The organism is Rhizobium sp. PP-CC-3G-465, assembly GCF_004343445.1.
Lineage (GTDB): Bacteria > Pseudomonadota > Alphaproteobacteria > Rhizobiales > Rhizobiaceae > Ferranicluibacter > Ferranicluibacter rubi.
The window spans coordinates 161,172-177,495 of sequence record NZ_SLYH01000007.1 but is presented as its reverse complement, the minus strand read 5'-3'; the positions used below and the strand labels follow the sequence as shown (position 1 = coordinate 177,495).

Here is a 16,324-nt window from a genome sequence, read left to right as displayed (position 1 = left end):
AGACGGTGGCGGCAGCCGGATGAGGGGCAGGCCACAACCCGGAAACCCCGATGCACACCGACCCGATCATCCTCTTCAGCGACGACACGACCGGCACGGTGACGCTCTTTACCGAGCCCTTGGAGATCATCACCGCGCGTACGCGCCCCGAGGTCTTCACCGCCTTCGCCCGCATGGAAGCGGCGAAGGCGGCCGGCCACTGGCTGGCAGGATTCATGGCCTATGAGGCTGGCTATCTTTTCGAGGACCGGCTCGCGCCGCTGACGCCGGAAAACCGGGAAACGCCGCTCCTGTGCTTCGGCGTCTTCGAGCGTCCGGCCGACGCCGACCATCCACTTGGCCAGCCCCGACGACGGCGCGACAACACGCCGTTTCTCACATCACCCCGCGCCGCCTGGGATCTCCCCGCCTATCGCGATCGTTTCGACCGGCTGCACCGCCATCTGCGGCAGGGCGACTGCTATCAGGCGAACCTCACTATGCCGATCACAGCCCGCTGGAACGGCGATCCGCTCGACGCCTTCTGGTCGCTGATCGAGCGCCAGCCGGTGCGCTACGGGGCCCTCGTCCATCTCGATGGCCCGACCCTCCTGTCGCGCTCGCCGGAGCTGTTCTTCAGAATCGCGGACGGGATGATCGAGACGCATCCGATGAAGGGCACCGCCGCGCGCGGCGCATCCCCTGCCGAAGATGAGGCGATTGTCGCGGCCATGCTGGCCGACGGCAAGACCCAGGCGGAAAACCGTATGATCGTCGATCTCCTGCGCAACGACATCTCGCGCATTACCGAGGTCGGCACCCTCGACGTGCCCCGGCTGTTCGACATCGAGACCTACCCGACCGTCCACCAGATGGTGAGCCATGTGCAGGCAAGGCTCTCCCCCGGCCTTTCCATCGCCGACATCTTCCGGGCTCTCTTTCCCTGCGGCTCGGTGACGGGTGCGCCGAAGATCCGGGCGATGGAGATCCTAAGCACGCTGGAAACCTGCCCGCGCGACGCCTATTGCGGCGCCATCGGCCATATCGCGCCGAACGGCGACATGCGTTTCAGCGTGGCCATCCGCACCATCTCCTTGTTCGACACAGGCGAAGCGATCTTTAATGTCGGCGGCGGCATCGTCTATGATTCCACCACCGAGGCGGAATATGCCGAATGCCTGCTGAAGGCCCGCTTTGCGCTCGGCGACGAGGCCCCCGCACTGGGGAATGCGCCATGAGCGATTTCACCCTGATCGAGACGCTGCGATACGAACCGCCCCAGAGTCCCGACACCGGCTTCGCGCGACTGCGCCTGCACATGGCTCGCCTCTCCCGCTCCGCCCGCCGCCTCGGCTTCACCCTGCCGAACGACGTGACCTCCCGGCTCGAACGCGCCGTTGCCCACGCTGCCGGTCCCTCCCGCGTCCGTTTGGAACTCGCGCGCGACGGCCACCTCGATATCGCCGTCGTGCCCTTCACGGCCCAGCCGCCGGGTACCGTCTGGCGCGTCAGGATTGCCGAAACCCGCCTCGCCTCGACCAATCCGCTGCTCCGCTACAAGACGAGCCGGCGGGATGCTTATGACGCGGCGCGTGGCGAGTGGCCGGCGGGAGAGGCCGACGAGGTACTATTGCTCAACGAGCGCGGCGAACCCTGCGAGGGAACCATCACCTCGCTGTTTCTGGACGATGGCACAGGCATTCTCAAAACCCCGCCGATCGCCTGCGGCCTGCTGGCCGGCGTGTTGCGCACCGAGCTGATCTGCGCCCGCCGCGCCCGTGTCGAGCGCCTGACGCTCGATGCCGTGCGCGCGGGCTCGCTGTTCATGGGCAATGCGTTGCGCGGCCTCATTCCCGCCCGGCTGGTCGAGTCCTGAACCCTTCGGCACCGCGAAAGCCGTCATTTAAGGGATCGCCGAAAGATGCCGGCCCTTTATTGTGACATCGATTTATGATCTAGGGGCGCGCATATTGCCCAGAGCCGACCGAACCCGGATCGGCTTGCCTTAAAAGAACACGTTCAGGAGAAGACCCTATGGCGGAAGCCTCTCATCCGGTTTACGGCGAAATCACCGGCCCGATCGTCATGATCGGCTTCGGTTCCATCGGTCGCGGCACCCTGCCGCTGATCGAGCGGCATTTCACCTACGACAAGAGCCGGATGGTCGTCATCGACCCGCGTGAAGACGCGGCCGACCTGAAGATCATGAAGAAGCACGGCGTCAAGCACATCAAGGCGGCCGTCACCAAGGAAAACTACAAGGAACTGCTGAAGCCGCTTCTGACGGCCGGCGGCGGCCAGGGCTTCTGCGTCAATCTGTCGGTCGATACCGGTTCGGTCGATCTCGTGAAGCTCTGCCGCAAACTCGACGTTCTCTATATCGACACGGTCGTCGAGCCCTGGCTCGGCTTCTACTTCGACAAGAGCATGAAGAACTCCGAGCGCACCAACTACGCGCTGCGCGAGACCATGCGCCACGAGAAGAAGAAGAACCCGGGCGGCACGACGGCCGTTTCCACCTGCGGCGCAAACCCGGGCATGGTCTCCTGGTTCGTCAAGCAGGCACTGGTGAACCTCGCCAACGATCTCGACGTCAAGTTCGACGAGCCGGACCAGCACGACCGTGAAGGCTGGGCGAAGCTGATGAAGAAGGTCGGCGTCAAGGGCATCCACATTGCCGAGCGCGACACGCAGCGCGCCAAGAACCCGAAGCCGCTCAACGTCTTCTGGAACACATGGTCTGTCGAAGGCTTCATCTCCGAAGGCCTGCAGCCGGCCGAACTCGGCTGGGGCACCCATGAAAACTGGATGCCGAAGAACGCCAAGAAGCACAAGAAGGGCTGCCAGGCCGCCATCTATCTGGAGCAGCCCGGCGCCAACACGCGCGTGCGCACATGGTGCCCGACGCCGGGGGCCCAGTACGGCTTCCTCGTGACGCACAACGAGTCGATCTCGATCGCCGACTACTTCACGGTTCGCGACAAGGACGACGAAGTTACCTTCCGCCCGACCTGCCACTACGCCTACCATCCGGCCAACGATGCCGTGCTGTCGCTGCACGAGATGTTCGGCAATGGCGGTACGCCGCAGCCGGTTCTTCACGTTCTCGACGAGAACGAACTGGTGGACGGCGTCGACGAACTCGGCGTCCTGCTCTACGGCCACGACAAGAACGCCTACTGGTACGGTTCGCGCCTGTCGCTGGAGGAAACCCGCCGCATCGCGCCTTACCAGAACGCGACCGGCCTGCAGGTGACCTCGGCTGTTCTCGCCGGCATGGTCTGGGCGCTGGAAAACCCGAAGGCCGGCATCGTGGAAGCCGACGAGATCGACTACAAGCGCTGCCTCGAAGTGCAGACGCCGTATCTCGGCCCCGTCGAAGGCCACTACACCGACTGGACCCCGCTCGACGGCCGCCCGGGCCTCTTCCCGGAAGAGATCGACGAGAGCGACGCCTGGCAGTTCAAGAACATCCTGGTTCGCTAAGCCGCGACCGATCGAGACCGGATAAAGCCCGGAGCGTCATCGCTCCGGGCTTTTTTCTGCGCAGATCGCCCCTAACTGTCTCCCGAAAGCCGCGCTTGATGGTTTGCAGCGATCACCGCGGCGACCGCCATGCCCGCACCGCTTGCAAACAAGTGTTGATCACGTCATGGTTTTTCGACGTTCCGATCGTTCCGAGCACTACGGAGACCCTGCAATGAACCCCAAAGCCATCATGACCGCCCTTGCCGTCGCTGCGTCACTCGCTTCGTGCCAGTCCGCTCCGCGCGAGGTCAGCCAGATGCCGAGAAGCCAGGCCATGCCGGTGGGCGTCGAGGGAACCTGGGCCGATCCGAACGGCATCGTCTCGACCTTCGCGAGCGGCACCTTCTCCACCCGCACGACCGACACGAACCAGATTCTCGCCTCCGGCAGCTATGTGAGCATCACGCCGAAGCTCGTCGAGATCAACATGACCTCGATGGTTCGCAAGACCCAGCAGAAGGTCAACTGCGCCATGGTCACCAATTCGCAGCTCAACTGCACGACCGACACCGGCGCTCAGTTCTCGCTGTCGCGCCGCGTGTAAAACCTGACGACATCTAGGCGGCAAAAATCGCAGGGCATTGCTCTTTCTCCTTGAAGTCGGGACGGCGGGATGAAACGATCCCGGTGTCCGGTGCCGGATCCCCGGCAGCGGGCATGCGTACGACAAAGAGGAGATCGTGATGATCCGCACCCTGCAGACCGGCCTGATGGCTGCGTCCCTGCTGGCCCTGTCCACAGGTGCCGCTTTTGCCGATTACGAACTGAACATCCTTCATATCAACGACTTCCATTCCCGCATCGAGGCGATCAACAAGTCCGATGCGACCTGCTCCGCAGAAGAGGAAGCCAAGAACGCCTGCTTCGGCGGCGGCGCCCGCCTGCTGACCGCCATCAACACCACACGCGGCGCGCTGGATGGTGCCGGCAAGAACACGCTGTTGCTGAATGCCGGCGACAATTTCCAGGGTTCCCTGTTTTACACGACCTACAAGGGCGCGACGGAAGCCGAGGTCCTGAACGCCATGAAGTTCGACGCCATGACCGTCGGCAATCATGAGTTCGACGACAGTGACGACGTGCTCGCGACCTTCCTCGACAAGGTGCAGTTCCCCGTCGTCACCGCCAATGTCGTGCCGAGTGCCGCCGCCAAGATCGGCGACCGCATCAAGCCTTCCATCGTCATCGAGAAGGGTGGGCAGAAGATCGGCATCGTCGGCGCCGTCACCAACGACACGCCCGATATCGCCAATCCCGGCCCGAACATCACGATCGCCGACGATGTCGCCAAGATCACCGAGGCGGTCGCCGCCTTGAAGGCGCAAGGCGTCAACAAGATCATCGCGCTCACCCATGTCGGCTATCCACGTGACCTCTCGGCCATCGCCAAGATTCCCGATGTCGACGTCGTCGTCGGCGGGCATTCCCACACGTTGCTGTCGAACACGGTCGAGGGCGCCGAAGGGCCTTACCCGACCTGGGTCGACAATCCCGACGGCCACAAGGTACCGGTCGTGCAGGCCTTCCAGTACAGCCGATATCTCGGCGACCTGAAGATCGTCTTCGACGATGCGGGCGTCGTGAAGGAAGCGACCGGCGAGCCGATTCTGATCGACGGCAAATTCCAGCCCGATGCCGCGATGACGGCGCGCATCAACGAGCTGAAGGCGCCGATCGAGGAACTGAAGCAGAAGGTGGTCGGCGAGACCTCCGGCCCCATCGAGGGCGACCGGAAGGTCTGCCGCGCGAGGGAATGCAGCATGGGCAACCTGCTGGCCGACGCGCAGCTCGACCGCGTGAAGGACCAGGGCATCACCATCTCCCTGCAGAACGGCGGCGGGCTGCGCGCACCGATCGATGCGGGCCCGGTGACCATGGGCGAAGTGCTGACCGTGCTGCCATTCCAGAACACCATCGCCACTTTCCAGCTGACCGGCGCCGATCTGCTGACGGCGCTTGAAAATGCGGTGAGCCAGGTGGATGACGGCGGCGGCCGCTTCCTGCAGGTTGCCGGCCTGAAATATGCGTTCGACCGGTCGAAGCCGGTCGGCAGCCGCATCAGCGCCGTCGAAGTGAAGGAGGGCGACGCTTTCACGGCCATCGATCCCGCCAAGACCTATGGCGTCGTCACCAACAACTACGTGCGCGGCGGCGGCGACGGCTTCAAGATCTTCGCGACCAACGCCAAGAATGCCTACGACTTCGGACCCAATCTCGAAGAAGCGGTAGCCGCCTATCTCGGCGCCCACAACCCCTACACGCCCTATACCGATGGCCGCATCACCGATCTAACGCCGGCGAGCTACGTGCCCCCGGCAAAGCAGGCCCCCGCCGCCCCGCCGGCCGCAACGCCGACGACGACGGCTCAGGCACCTGCAACGGCTCCGGCTCCGGCTCCGGCTGCGCCAGCGGCACCAGCAACGCCGCCTGAAACGGCTCCGGCAGCACCGGCCCCCGCACCCGCAACGCCTGAGCCTGCAACACCTGCCGCCCCGGTAGCGCCCGCTCCTGCAACGCCTGCGCCTGAAACGACACCGGCACCGACAGAGCCCGCAGCAGCCGCACCGGCCACGCCGGAACCAGCAGCCACGGCACCGGCCGAAACACGCCATGTCGTCGTCAAGGGTGATACGCTGTGGGACATCGCCAAGTCCGTCTACGGCGATGGCGAAAAGTGGAAGACGATTGCCGGGGCGAACGGCAATCCGGTTCCCGAGAGGCTGCATGTCGGCACGGAACTGACCCTGCCGCCGCGCTGACGAGATCTTCATGCGGTCATCTCGCGATGGCCGCGTGGTCCCGGTGGAACACGAAGGCTTCGTGGCCGACCTGCGACAGCGGGAGAACAGCCCGGAGACCCCGCGCTTTCAGCAAACGTCACGTCGTGGCAAACGCCATCCGGCCAGCCAATGAGACAATCGGCCTCATCCTATTGCACCGGCTCGGGCTTCCCCGGGCCGGTTTTTGTTTTACATAAGGCGATGTGAACCGATGCAGGCCGCGTCCGTACCGGGTAGCGTCTCCATCTCTTGCCTAGGACACCGCCATGAACATGACCGTCACGCCCCTCCCCGCCGACCACCCAAAGGTGGCCTTTGGAAAAGTCGGCGTCCTCCTGGTCAATCTCGGCACGCCTGATGGCACCGACAAGGTGTCCATGCGGCGCTATCTCAAGCAATTCCTGAGCGACAAGCGCGTCATCGAATGGTCGCGCGTCTTCTGGTACCCGATCCTCTACGGCATCGTGCTCAACACGCGCCCCGCCAAGGTGGGCAAGGCCTATGAGACGATCTGGAACAAGGATCTGAACGAAAGCTATCTGCGCACCTACACACGCAGCCAGGCGGAGAAGATGGCGGCGAGCCTTGCCGGTCACGACAATCTGGTGGTCGACTGGGCCATGCGCTATGGCCAGCCATCGATTCCGGAGCGCATGGAAGCGCTGAAGCAGGCCGGCTGCGAGAAGATCCTGCTCTTCCCGCTCTATCCGCAATATGCCGCCGCCACGACGGCGACCGTCAACGACGAGGCTTTTCGCCTATTGCTGAAGTCCCGCTGGCAGCCGGCGCTGCGCACCGTGCCGCCCTATCACGACGACCCGGTCTATATCGAAAGCCTCGCGAACTCGATCCAAACGCATCTGGCGACGCTCGACTGGGAGCCGGAAGTGGTGCTCACCTCCTTCCACGGCATTCCCCAGTCCTACTTCAAGAAGGGCGACCCCTATCATTGCCAGTGCTACAAGACGGCGCGCCTGCTGCGTGAGAGGCTCGGCTGGTCGAAGGAGAAGCTCCAGGTGACCTTCCAGTCGCGCTTCGGCCCGGAAGAGTGGCTGCAGCCCTATACGGATAAGACCGTGGAGGCGCTCGGGCAGAAGGGCATCAAGCGGATCGCGGTGATGAACCCAGGCTTCGTGTCCGACTGTCTGGAAACGCTCGAGGAAATCGCGGTGGAGGCTGCCGAGACCTTCCACCATGCGGGTGGCGAAAAGTTCACGCATATCCCCTGCCTGAACGACAGCGACGACGGCATGCGTGTCCTCGAACACGTCGTGCGCCGCGAGCTGGGCGGCTGGGTGGATGTGGCAGCACCTCAGGCCGTTTCGCTGGACAGGGTGCTGGGCGCACCGAGCATCTAATCCCCGCCGTTCCCACGTCGCGGGAACGGCAAGGTTCCGCATCGCGCCCCGGCATGCTAAGCCGGGGCCAATCGATACACGGAGAAGATGATTTTGGGCGGATTCGATATCGTTGTGGTGGCCTTCGCGGTCCTGGTCATCCTCGTGCTCATCGCCGGCATCAAGACGGTCCCGCAAGGCTATCGTCATACGATCGAACGCTTCGGCCGCTATACCCGCACGCTGGAGCCCGGTCTGAACCTGATCATTCCCTTCATCGACCGTGTCGGCGCGCGCATGAACGTGATGGAGCAGGTGCTGGATGTGCCGACCCAGGAGGTCATCACCAAGGACAATGCCAGCTGCTCGGCCGATGCCGTCGCCTTCTATCAGGTGCTGAACGCGGCGGAGGCGGCCTATCAGGTCTCCAACCTCCAGAGCGCGATCCTCAACCTCACCATGACCAATATCCGCTCCGTCATGGGCTCGATGGATCTGGACGAGCTCTTGTCCAACCGCGACAAGATCAACGATCAGCTACTGCGCGTGGTGGACGAGGCGGTCGGGCCCTGGGGCATTAAGGTCACCCGCGTCGAGATCAAGGACATCCAGCCGCCGAAGGACCTCGTGGATGCGATGGCGCGCCAGATGAAGGCGGAGCGCGAAAAGCGCGCGCAGGTGCTGGAAGCAGAGGGCTCGCGCAATGCGCAGATCTTGCGGGCCGAAGGCGCCAAGCAATCGGCGATCCTTCAGGCCGAAGGCCAGCGCGAGGCGGCATTTCGGGACGCCGAGGCGCGCGAACGCCTGGCGGAGGCCGAAGCGAAGGCGACCCGCATGGTCTCCGAGGCGATCGCGGCCGGCGATGTGCAGGCCATCAACTACTTCGTCGCCCAGAAATACACCGAAGCCATCGCCGCGATCGGCACCGCGCCCAACTCCAAGATCGTGCTGATGCCGATGGAAGCCTCCGCGCTCATCGGCTCGCTCGGCGGCATCGGCGCCATCGCCCGCGAGGTCTTCGGCGACGCCCCGACCACGCCGGAACGGCCGCGCGGCTCGACACGATCCGTGCCCCCGAGCACACCGAACACGCCCTCGCCCTTCGCCCCGCCGCGGACCGGCGTCTGATGGTCGCGCGCGTCATCGAGGAACTCGGCCCCTGGGCCTGGTGGGTGCTCGGCCTCGTCCTGCTCGCGGCCGAAATATTCGTTCCCGGCGTCTTCCTCGTCTGGATCGGCATGGCGGCGATCGTTACCGGCGCGCTGGCGCTGATCTTCTGGAATGCGGACCTCTTCGGCTGGCATGTGCAACTGCCGCTGTTCGCCATCCTCTCCGTTGTCTCCGTACTCGTCGGCCGCTGGCTGCTGGCGCGCTTCGATCACGCCTCCGACGCGCCGCTCTTGAACCAGCGCGGACGCAGCCTCATCGGGCGCACGGCCATCCTCGAGGAGCCGATCGCCGAAGGGCGCGGCCGCGTTCGCCTTGGCGATACGACATGGCCCGTCAGCGGCCCCGACCTGCCGACCGGCGCCCGCGTCCGCGTCCTGTCCGCAGATGGCCAGCGGCTTCTCGTGGAAGAAGCCCTAGCCGCCTGAGCCGAAAGCTTAAGCGAGGAAGCCTGCGGATAAGGATTGGTTAACCACAAGCGTTTACGATTGCGAAACAATTGCTTCGAGCTTGCGGACCTGGCCCATGGCGCCTTCTCACCTCCCGGACACTGATGCGCGTGCCGTTCGGCCCGCTCGTGCCGCCATGGCCATTTTGCTCCTTTCCGTCTGCCTCACATCGCTTGCCCTGCCCGGCACCGCCCGGGCGCAGGCGGTGGAGGATGACGCAGGCGATACCGACCTTGCAGGACCGCAGGATCCGACCTCGGGAACACTCAGCCCGCAGGCGGCCGGCGCGGCCGTAGCGGCCGTGCCCATAGCGGGCGGCGCGCCGACGGCAACCGGTGACGCCGATATCACCGGCGCCATCGGCGATGACGCCGTGGTCGGCGGCGGGCTGCTGCGCGATCAGGACCTGATCCGGTCCAACTTGCGGGAAACCGGCGTCGATGGCCTGAAATCGGCGCTCGCCGACGATGACGACGTGCCCGGCATCCCGCTCGGAACCTTCACCCTCAAACCCTCGATCGGCCAGACGGTGAACTCGGAGACGACACGCAGCGGCGACAGCCGCGAGCGGCGCACCTATACCGAAACCGGCCTCAAGGGCACGCTGACCTCCGACTGGTCCCGCCACCAGCTGAGCATCACCGGCGAGGGCTACTGGCAGCGCAACCTCTCAGGCACTGGCGAAACCAAGCCGCGGGCCGACATCGACGGCGCCTTGCGGCTCGATATCAGCCACGACACGATGGCGACGCTTCGCGCCGGCTATAGCTTCGACCGCGAGGATGCGACGGACCCGAACGCGATCAACGGCGCGGAAACGCAGGCCGGCGTCAACCAGTATTCGCTCGGCGCCGGCATCGAGCACGATTTCGGCATCCTGCGCGGCTCGGCCAAGGTCGATGTCAACCGCCTGACCTATTCCGATGTCGATCTCTCCAACGGCACCACGCTGTCGCAGAAGGACCGCAACCGCGATGTCGGCACGCTGACGACGCGCATCGGCTATGAGCTGTCGCCGGCCCTCATCCCGTTCCTCGAAGCCTCCATCGGCCGGGGGGTGTATGAGCTGCGCTCGGACAGCTTGGGTTACAGCCGATCCTACAAGACCTATTCCGGCCGCGCCGGGGTGGAAGCCGATCTCGGCGAGAAGCTGAAGGGCGAGCTGGCGCTCGGCTACAACACCTACCGCTTCGACGACACGCGGCTGAAGAACCTGAACGGCGCCACCATCGACGGCCTCATCAACTGGTCGCCGCAGCGCGGCACGGATGTCATGACCGGCCTATCCACGACGCTGGAGCCCTCCACCACTTCGGGCGAAAGCGGCGCGCTCGCCTATACGCTGTCGAGCCGGGTTACGCACGAACTCCGCTCGGCCCTCGTTGCGCGGCTCTCCAACAGCCTGACCTTCCGCAACTATCCCTCCGGCAGCGCCTCGTCGGATACGAAGGTCTGGCTGACCGGCGCCGGCCTCACCTACGACATCAACCGCTATCTCGCTTTGACCGGCGACGTCAGCTACGAGCGGACGACACCGGACCGCGGCGAGGCTACCTCCGTCGCCCGGATCGGCGTCGGGCTGACATTGCGGCGCTAAGCATTTCCGGCAAAAGTTCAAAGCGGTTTCGTGCGTGGAATTACGTAAAACAAACAGATAGCAAGTTCTCACGATTCGAAGAAAAGCGAAAACGCTCTACTGCATAATCCCCTAATCGGAATGGATTTCAGGATAAAATGATGCAGAAGATATAAAGTGCTAAAGCGGCGTGCGTCATATATGACGCACGCCGCTTTAGCAGGCTCTTCAGGACCGCTAGAAGCTAACCTTGGGAAGCATAGGAATGGATAAGCCAACTGGCAAAGATATTGTGCTCCGGCCTGAGCAGTATTTGGCAGAGCAGGGGAAAACGCTCGATGACCGACTGCAAAGCGTGCAGCTGCCGGCTGGGACTGAAGAGTTTATCGCAGCAGGAAGAACTAAGCGCATTATTAGAGATCAAGTCCTCGGCCTCTTTAAGATCGGAGAGGTTGTCAGGGAGGTCTTGAACTGGAACGAGAATGTGGACGAAGAGATCAAGGCCGCGAAAAAAGCTTTGCTTTTGTCCAGCTACCTCGAACGAACTGATGAAAACACCTCCGCCATCTCGGACCTGAAGAAGCTACTAGTCAGTGCTCCTGGAAACACCCTTTTTAATAAAATTCTGCAAATCCTTGATGGAAATCCGCCCGATCCTCTTTTAGTTGACCACCTGGCAAATGCTCTTGAGCATATCGTTGAAACAGACTTTGAGTCCTTATTCGAAGAGCACAAGTATGCACTTGCAAAGATTGATCAGCTAACGCCGCAAGCTCTAGCGATTTTGGCTGACCGCGTGTCTTGGCCGCTAATAACTTTAAACAATAGGGTCTCGGATGGCAGTCGAGTGACATCCGACTGGTTAGTTGAGTTCACATCTGCATACGTCAAAATCAAACTCATTAGCGATCCGAGATACCAAGAGCGCATTCGGTTTTCGATCAATGAGCTGACCACCACTCGTATGATCGAGGCACACATGACTGACGGCGGCCGCACAAAATGTACGGTGACATCGATGGGTCAAATGCTGATCCCGTACATCTCTAAGCCCCGCTAGACTAGTTAAAGAATCACTACTTGGTCTGCAGACTTTCGAACCGGTATTTATCAATCAATTGGGCGACGCTTTCGAACAGAGGCTCTGTCGCTCGTGGTTTAGAGGTTGCGCGTTATTTCCCGAAACGAAAAGAGCCGCGCTGCTGATGCAACGCGGCTCTTTTGTTCGGTATCGATCGATCAACGGGCGAGAAGGGCCTTGAGGGGACCTTCGACCGAGCCGCGGATATCGTCGCGCGACAGTGCGAAAGCGACGTTGGCGAGGATGAAGCCATCCTTGGCGCCGCAGTCGTAGGTTTCGCCACGGAAGACGTAGCCTGCGAAATCCTGGCTCTTCAGGAGCTTCAGCATGCCGTCGGTCAGCTGGATCTCGTTGCCGGCGCCGCGCTCCTGGGTTTCCAGGATATTGAAGATCTCCGGCTGAAGGATGTAGCGGCCGTTGATGAAGTAGTTGGACGGGGCGGTGCCGGCGGCCGGCTTCTCGACCATGGCGTTGATGGCGAAGCCTTCGCCGATCGTCTCGCCGACGCCGACGATGCCGTACTTGTGGGCCACTTCCGGCGCACATTCCTCGACGGCAAGAACGTTGCCGCCGCTCTGCTCGTACAGCTCGACCATGCCCTTGAGGCAGCCTTTTTCGCCGCGCATGATCATGTCGGGCAGGAGAACCGCGAAGGGTTCGTCACCGACGATATCGCGGGCGCACCAAACGGCATGACCAAGACCAAGCGGCGCCTGCTGGCGGGTGAAGCTGGCCATGCCGGCCTTCGGCAGAATGTCGGCGAGCAGCGTCAGCTCGGCGGTCTTGTTGCGCTCGCGCAGCGTCTGCTCGAGCTCGGTCTGGATATCGAAATAGTCTTCGATGACGCCCTTGCCGCGCCCCGTCACGAAGATCAGGTGCTCGATACCGGCTTCGATCGCCTCATCGACGACGTACTGGATGACAGGCTTGTCGACGACCGTCAGCATTTCCTTCGGGACAGCCTTGGTGGCGGGCAGAAAACGCGTGCCGAGGCCGGCAACAGGAAAGACGGCCTTTCGGACCTTACGCTTCTCACTCATCAATATCTCCAGTTCTCAGTCATTCTTTAAAATGGACGGTGGATCAACGATCGCTGATCCACCGTGGCGTGATGTCGTCTTACCGGAAACCGGCTTAAAATGAACGTCGATCCCGATGTTCTCGTTCGTGGCAACTCCGTTTCCCCGCAATTGCTGCGCACCTCTCTCCCAAGCCCGGCGACGGATGACATGGATCTATCGGACTTCCCCGCAGTTTCCAGAGCGTCGACGTCCAGCCCCCAAAAGTCGGCCAGAAAGGAGCGCCGTGCATGCACCGCCTAGATGCACGACCCCGGGTGAATGCCCGGTGAACATGCAACATGCGCGTCACAAGAACGTGAACGTATCTAGGGGTAAGAGGCTATTTTTTCCCTAAGGAAGACGCAAGTCCTTCGGCATGGTAAAGAACTTGTTGACCTCATTTCGATACTCTTCCTCAAACCGGCCCTCACAGCAGAGCCGGCACTCGTCGGATCCGTCACCGGCAGCGCAAGATGGGACGGTTCTGGAATGGTACAGTGATGTCTCGCCCGTCGGCCCCGACGCGCGTGACCGAGATTACGGAAACGACAGACCGATGAACAGCAACAGTCTGCCCCTTCGCCGCCGCCTCAGCGCCGCCTTTTTTGCCGCCGCCGCGTTCCTCGCCACCACGCCCGCTTTCGCCGATGCCGGCTTCCAGACTTGGATCAACGGCTTCTATCCGACGGCCGCCAAGGCCGGCATCTCCGAGAGCACCTATCGCAAGGCCTTTGCCGGCGTGAAGACGCCCGATGCGACCGTGATCGAGAAGGCCAATTACCAGCCGGAATTCAAGCACAAGATCTGGGAATATATCGACAGCCGCGTGAACCCCTACACGCAGAAGGTCGGCCAGGAAATGTCGGTGAAGCACCGCCGCACGCTGGATGCGATCGAGAAGCACTTCGGCGTCGATCGCAACGTGCTGCTCGCCATCTGGTCGATGGAGTCCAATTACGGCGCTGTCCTGGAGAAGGACGACCGGCTGCACTACGTGCCGCGGGCGCTGGCCACCCTTGCCTATGCCGATCCGAAGCGGGCGAAATTCGCCAAGACCCAGCTGATCGCCGCGCTGAAGATTCTGCAGTCGGGCGATGTGAGCCCACGCGAACTCAACGGCTCCTGGGCCGGCGCCATGGGCCACACGCAGTTCATTCCCACGAGCTACCTGCTCTATGCGATCGATGCGGACGGCAACGGCCATCGCGATATCTGGAACTCGATCCCCGATGCGCTGGCGACTGCCGCCAACCTCTTGAAGAAGAACGGCTGGCAGCCGGGCATGACCTGGGGCTACGAGACGGCGGTGCCCGCCGGCGGCTCCGATCTGCAGGGCCAGACGAAAACGCTCAAGCAGTGGGCGGCCCTCGGCTTCACCCGCCCGAACGGCAAGGGCTTCCGCGATGGCAACATCCGCGCCACGCTGAAGATGCCGGGCGGCAGTGGCAGCCCGGGCTTCCTGATGACCAAGAATTTTTCCGTCATCAAGCGCTACAACGCCTCCGACTCCTACGCCCTCGGCGTTGGTCTTCTTGCCGACGAAATTGCCGGCTATGGCGGCATGCAGCAGGCCTGGAGCCGGCCGGACGGCACGCTGGACGTCAAGCAGAAGTTCGAACTGCAGTCACGCCTCAAGGAACTCGGCTATTACGACGGCGAGGTGGACGGCAATTTCGGCTCCGGTTCCAAGGCCGCGATCCAGGCATTCCAGAACCGCAAGGGCATGACCCCGGACGGCCAGCCGACGCAGAACCTTCTCCGCGCCCTGCGGGATTGATCGGCGACACCGGGCAACCAGGCCGTTTCCGGGCGCAGGATCCGGGACGGGCAAGCCATCGTCAGATGGTCTGGCGGAAATGAAGAGGACCGGGCAGGACGCCCGGCCGGAATGCAGATGTCGATGCCCCGAGCCGAGATGCCCAAAGCGGTGACACCACGCGCTGATCAGAGCAAAGTCTCGCCGCAACCGTCGCGGCATGCGCGTCTGCGCCGGATTGCGGCCTTCATTCTCGCCATCATCATCGCTCTGCCGACTGCAGCATTTCTTCCGCCGGTCAGCCGTGCCGAAGCGCAGGAACGGCGCACGATCCTCGACATGTTCTTCGGCCGGCCGCGCCAGCAGCAGCGCGTTTACGAGGACGATGGCGACGGCGGGAACATATACCGCGAGGCCCCGCCGCCGGTACGGCGTCAGCCGAAGCCTCAGCGGGCCAAAGCCCGCCCCGCACCCGTCGAGACGCCGGCGCCCGAGATCGTGGCGAAACAGGCGGATGCCAAGACCGTGCTCGTCGTCGGCGACTTCATCGCCGGCAGCCTCAGTGACGGCCTGCAGACCGCCTTTGCCGACAGCCCGGGCATCGTGGTCGAAAACCGCAGCGAGGGCTCGTCCGGCATGGTGCGCGACGACTATTTCGACTGGCCCAACATGCTCCCCGTCTATGCGGACGACGTGAAGCCGGCTCTGATCGTCGTCAGCTTCGGCGCCAACGACCGCCAGCAGATGAAGATCGGCGCGGTGCGGGAAAAATACCGCACGGATGCCTGGATGACCGAGTACACACGGCGCGTCGCGGCATTCGCAGCCCTTGCCCGCAGCCGCAACGTGCCGCTTCTCTGGGTCGGCATGCCGTCGTTCCAGTCCCCCGCGATGACAGCGGACATGGTGACCTTCAACGGCATCTTCCGCACCGAGGCGGAGAAGGTCGGTGGGCAGTTCATCGATATCTGGGATGGTTTCGTCGACGAGCAGGGCAAGTTCGTGACGACGGGCTCCGACATCAATGGCCAGCAGGTGCGCCTCCGCGGTGCCGACGGCATCAACCTGACACCGGCCGGCAAGCGCAAGCTCGCCTTCTACGTGGAGAAAGACATCCGCCGCCTTCTGGGCGAGACGGCTGCGCCCGGTAGCGACATTCCCGATCCGAGCGACATGAAGGACCTCGTGGTCACGGCCCCGACCAGCGAGACCATCATCAAGACCCAGCCGATCAGCCTCGTCGATCCCGACCTCGACGGCGCGTCCGCGCTGCTGGACGACGCCAGCCTGCCGGCGAGCACGGGGCGCAGCGCGCGGGACCTGCTGATCGAGAAAGGCGAAGCCCCGCCCGCCCCGTTCGGCCGGATCGACGACTTCCGGCTGGTGAAGACGGCGCTAGCGCCGCCGGCCGTGACACCGGAGGCAGCCTTACCGGCGGCAGGCCCATCTCTTGGCAATGCCGACCCGTCGCCATCGGCGGCCACAGCCCCGCCGAAGACCGGAACCGGCCCGCGGCTAGGGGCCGCACCGCCATGGCAGGCCGTCCCGCTCCGATAGGCTCCGAGCGGGCGCCCTGATTTTTCAGAGTGTTTCAACGCACTTCCGGACGC

General features: G+C 63.3%; 13 protein-coding genes. 12 read left to right on the top strand and 1 reads right to left on the bottom strand.

Annotated elements, in window-relative coordinates; all coding sequences use genetic code 11:
- The first annotated feature begins 50 nt into the window (after window positions 1-50).
- The 10 genes from C8J33_RS21035 to C8J33_RS20990 all read left to right on the top strand — a co-directional run bounded on the left by C8J33_RS21035 (window position 51) and on the right by C8J33_RS20990 (window position 11,876).
- Window positions 51-1,217 (top strand): aminodeoxychorismate synthase component I, encoded by a 1,167-nt coding sequence (locus tag C8J33_RS21035; RefSeq protein ID WP_132665252.1) that lies wholly within the window; start codon window positions 51-53, stop codon window positions 1,215-1,217.
- The gene (locus tag C8J33_RS21030; protein WP_132665251.1) at window positions 1,214-1,855 is read left to right on the top strand and encodes an aminotransferase class IV family protein; all 642 of its coding nucleotides are present in this window, start codon (window positions 1,214-1,216) and stop codon (window positions 1,853-1,855) included. Before C8J33_RS21035 ends, C8J33_RS21030 begins: the two co-directional genes overlap by 4 nt.
- A gap of 158 nt (window positions 1,856-2,013) precedes the next feature.
- Complete coding sequence (locus C8J33_RS21025) at window positions 2,014-3,465, top strand: homospermidine synthase (RefSeq protein ID WP_110800797.1); 1,452 nt, start codon at window positions 2,014-2,016, stop codon at window positions 3,463-3,465.
- A 214-nt stretch (window positions 3,466-3,679) separates the two neighbouring features.
- Complete coding sequence (omp10, locus tag C8J33_RS21020; protein ID WP_092930366.1) at window positions 3,680-4,051, top strand: outer membrane lipoprotein Omp10; 372 nt, start codon at window positions 3,680-3,682, stop codon at window positions 4,049-4,051.
- A gap of 139 nt (window positions 4,052-4,190) precedes the next feature.
- Window positions 4,191-6,266, top strand: coding sequence for a bifunctional metallophosphatase/5'-nucleotidase (locus C8J33_RS21015; RefSeq protein WP_132665250.1), 2,076 nt, complete (start codon window positions 4,191-4,193; stop codon window positions 6,264-6,266).
- Window positions 6,267-6,559: 293 nt separating this feature from the next.
- Complete coding sequence (gene hemH / locus C8J33_RS21010; RefSeq protein WP_132665273.1) at window positions 6,560-7,645, top strand: ferrochelatase; 1,086 nt, start codon at window positions 6,560-6,562, stop codon at window positions 7,643-7,645.
- 87 nt (window positions 7,646-7,732) lie between these two features.
- Window positions 7,733-8,752, top strand: coding sequence for an SPFH domain-containing protein (locus C8J33_RS21005; RefSeq protein WP_132665249.1), 1,020 nt, complete (start codon window positions 7,733-7,735; stop codon window positions 8,750-8,752).
- Window positions 8,752-9,219 carry an NfeD family protein gene (locus tag C8J33_RS21000; RefSeq protein ID WP_132665248.1) on the top strand — a complete coding sequence of 156 codons (468 nt, stop codon included), beginning with the start codon at window positions 8,752-8,754 and terminating at the stop codon, window positions 9,217-9,219. The genes C8J33_RS21005 and C8J33_RS21000 overlap by 1 nt, the downstream gene beginning before the upstream one ends.
- A gap of 97 nt (window positions 9,220-9,316) precedes the next feature.
- Entirely contained in the window at window positions 9,317-10,837 is a 1,521-nt protein-coding gene (locus tag C8J33_RS20995) for an outer membrane beta-barrel protein (protein ID WP_422038777.1), read from the top strand.
- Window positions 10,838-11,081: 244 nt separating this feature from the next.
- Entirely contained in the window at window positions 11,082-11,876 is a 795-nt protein-coding gene (locus C8J33_RS20990; RefSeq protein ID WP_132665246.1) for a hypothetical protein, read from the top strand.
- A 179-nt stretch (window positions 11,877-12,055) separates the two neighbouring features.
- Here the strand turns inward: C8J33_RS20990 and galU are convergent, their stop codons facing one another.
- Window positions 12,056-12,937 carry a UTP--glucose-1-phosphate uridylyltransferase GalU gene (gene galU / locus C8J33_RS20985; RefSeq protein WP_092930376.1) on the bottom strand — a complete coding sequence of 294 codons (882 nt, stop codon included), beginning with the start codon at window positions 12,935-12,937 and terminating at the stop codon, window positions 12,056-12,058.
- Between the two features lie 577 nt (window positions 12,938-13,514).
- On the opposite strand from galU, the gene C8J33_RS20980 reads away from it, so the two are divergent.
- A complete protein-coding gene (locus C8J33_RS20980) occupies window positions 13,515-14,735 on the top strand; it encodes a lytic murein transglycosylase (protein WP_132665245.1) in 1,221 nt (406 codons plus the stop codon).
- Window positions 14,736-14,852: 117 nt separating this feature from the next.
- A complete protein-coding gene (locus tag C8J33_RS20975) occupies window positions 14,853-16,271 on the top strand; it encodes a DUF459 domain-containing protein (protein ID WP_245507233.1) in 1,419 nt (472 codons plus the stop codon).
- Window positions 16,272-16,324 lie beyond the last annotated feature (53 nt).